Below are 1,096 nucleotides of genomic sequence, written 5' to 3'. Positions count from 1 at the left end.
GAGTTAAGTGACATTTCGTGTTGGTTTTTTCCTCCTTTTTTGTGCCAAATGTTCCGCCACTAAAACCTGTTTTCGTTTTTGTGTAAGTCCTCTATGCCGATGCACGAGTTCCTTGAGGCGGCTGTTCACACCGCCTTCAATATGATTAGTGGTTCGCGGCACAAGCGGGTAGCGAACGAAGGTAAAAAGATGCGGCATAGCATTGCGGATGAGAGATCGTACAGATCGAATATTCCGATGTGTGTACCACCATGTTCGCTTCCTTCCGGTCTTTGGCTCTCCATAACTACGCTCTTTGAGGAAAGTGCCGTGCCTGCGTTCCCAGCGCAGATAAGCACGCACCCATCGACGGCGCTGTCGTTTAGTGCGCACACCCCATAGTTGTCGCACGAGAACCAGCAACTCTTTGCCAGCGGATGTTTTGGGTCGTCGAGTGAGCTTGATTCGGGCCAGCCTTTCGATATGAGCAAGGCAACGCTGAACCTTCGTTTTTGGCCACAGGCAAAGGATAGCGGCCAATAATCCTTTCTGCCCATCGACTACAACAGCATCAGGCGCTGGGAGATTTTTCAGGAAGGCCATCCAACTTGCCAATGTTTCTCTCTGGGCAAACATCCAGGATATCTGTGCCGTCATGGTTCGACAGATGAGCGCAGCATTCTCTCTTCCTGACAGGTAAACACCGTCGAGAATGTAGATGGTGTAGGTAGCCGAGCGAAGCGCCAGTGGCTGATGAATCTGCTCCCACAGGGGAGTGAACCAGCGAACAAGTGTCCGTCGGCTAACACCATAATCATCGGCGATCTCGGACAAGGAACGATTGCCGGTGAGCCATCGAGTGAACAACGTTCGATGGTGGCGTTCTTTAGTATCAGGTCTCTTTCGTACTGTGCTCGATGCACACGAGCTGCAATACCAGCGTTGTGTGCCCGCTGCTGTGCGACCGTACTTTTGCATGGGTTGAAAGCATATTGAACAGAGTTTTTTTCATGCGATTAGACTAACACCTTGTCTAATTATGGCTTATTTCGCCCGCAAACCCAATCAGGACAAGGGATATCGAAAAACTCGACCAACACGAAATGTCACTTAGCTC

At 50.4% G+C, this 1,096-nt stretch carries 1 protein-coding gene; it reads right to left on the bottom strand.

The features are described 5' to 3' along the window. Positions 1 to 3: 3 nt before the first annotated feature. Positions 4 to 846: a transposase gene (locus F3F96_RS12325; RefSeq protein WP_176963580.1), complete on the bottom strand. Its 843-nt coding sequence runs from the start codon at positions 844 to 846 to the stop codon at positions 4 to 6. Between the last annotated feature and the right edge of the window lie 250 nt (positions 847 to 1,096).

Origin of the sequence: Mariprofundus sp. NF, assembly GCF_013387455.1 — a bacterium.
GTDB lineage: Bacteria > Pseudomonadota > Zetaproteobacteria > Mariprofundales > Mariprofundaceae > Mariprofundus.
Note: the sequence above shows the minus strand (reverse complement) of the source record. Positions and strands in the feature narration are given on the sequence as shown.